Annotated in this window: 3 protein-coding genes; all 3 read left to right on the top strand. The window is 61.6% G+C overall.

Annotated elements, in window-relative coordinates:
- On the top strand, positions 1-592 hold a 592-nt coding region (locus I5W_RS09805; RefSeq protein WP_044529075.1), incomplete at its 5' end, for a DUF817 domain-containing protein.
- A gap of 40 nt (positions 593-632) precedes the next feature.
- Positions 633-890 carry a molybdopterin converting factor subunit 1 gene (gene moaD, locus I5W_RS09800; protein WP_017450982.1) on the top strand — a complete coding sequence of 86 codons (258 nt, stop codon included), beginning with the start codon at positions 633-635 and terminating at the stop codon, positions 888-890.
- Position 891: 1 nt separating this feature from the next.
- Positions 892-1,393, top strand: a 502-nt coding sequence (locus I5W_RS09795) for a class I SAM-dependent methyltransferase (RefSeq protein WP_044529074.1), incomplete at its 3' end; no start/stop codon positions are given.

Genomic DNA, 1,393 nt, shown 5'->3' with positions numbered 1-1,393 from the left:
CATGGATGAACTCAAGGCTGTCAGTGTCTTTCACGTCGTCGGTTTTGCCCTGGAAGTATTCAAGACTTCCGGCGCCATCCAGTCCTGGAGTTACCCGGATTTTGCCTACACCAAGTTGTTTGGCGTGCCGCTGTTTGCCGGCTTCATGTACGCCGCCGTGGGCAGCTACATCATCCAGGCCTGGCGCCTGTTCGACCTGCGCATCCAGCATCATCCGCCTTACTGGATGGCGACCCTCATTGCGATGCTCATTTACCTGAACTTCTTCACCCATCATTACATCGGCGACTATCGCTGGTATCTGGCGGCCGCCGCTCTGGGTCTGTATGCGCGCTCCACCGTGCTGTTCCGCCCACTGGACCGGGATCGCAAGATGCCGCTGTTGCTGGCCTTCCTGCTGATCGGATTTTTCATCTGGCTGGCCGAGAACATCAGCACCTTCTTTGGCGTCTGGCGCTATCCCAACCAGATGGGGGCCTGGTCCAGCGTCCATCTGGGAAAGTGGAGCGCCTGGTCGCTGCTGGTGATGATGACCTTTACCATCGTGGTCCACCTCAAGCATATTCGAAGCAAGATTCATATCGCCTATTGAAGGCGCCTTGAAGGCTGGCTCACCCCCTGAAGGAAATTTCATGAAAATCGAATTGCGTTTCTTCGCTAGCGTGCGCGAAGCCCTCCAGACTTCGCAGGAAGTGATCGAACTGCCGGACAGCGTCAAGACCGTGGGCGACGTGCGCGCCTTCCTGATCGGCCGCGGTGGCATCTGGGCCGAGGTACTGAGCCCGGAAAAAAACCTGCGCATGGCCTACGACCATGAGATGACCGAGGCCGATACCGCCATTGCCGATGGCGGCGAAGTCGCCTTCTTCCCGCCGGTCACCGGAGGCTGAGGTGAGCGTGCGCCGCGATCCCGTCGCCGACACGATTGCGCATTACGGCAGCCATGCCGAGAGCTTTCGCCAAGGCACCTGGGAGCATGACGTCAGCCAGAACATGGCGGCGCTGCTGGAGGCCTTGAGCGCCAGGGCGGGCCAGGCCGGGCAGGGGCCGTTCACGGTGCTCGATTTCGGCTGCGGTCCGGGGCGCGACCTGCTTGAATTCACCCGCCGCGGCCATGTAGCCGTGGGGCTGGACGGCACTGCCGAATTCGTCGAGATGGCGCGTGCGGCCTCGGGCTGCGAAGTCCTGCATCANGACTTCCTGCAACTGGACCTGCCACCGCAGCGCTTTGACGGCATCTTCGCCAATGCGTCGCTATTCCATGTGCCCTCGGCCGAGTTGCCACGCGTATTGGGCCAGTTGCGTGCCAGCCTCAAGCCGGGTGGCATCCTGTTCAGTTCCAATCCGCGCGGGGCCGACCTGGAAGGCTGGGAGCGGCCGCGCTATGGCGTCT

It is taken from the genome of Herbaspirillum sp. B65, from assembly GCF_000333555.1.
GTDB classification, from domain to species: domain Bacteria; phylum Pseudomonadota; class Gammaproteobacteria; order Burkholderiales; family Burkholderiaceae_D; genus Herbaspirillum; species Herbaspirillum rubrisubalbicans.
Note: the sequence above shows the minus strand (reverse complement) of the source record. Positions and strands in the feature narration are given on the sequence as shown.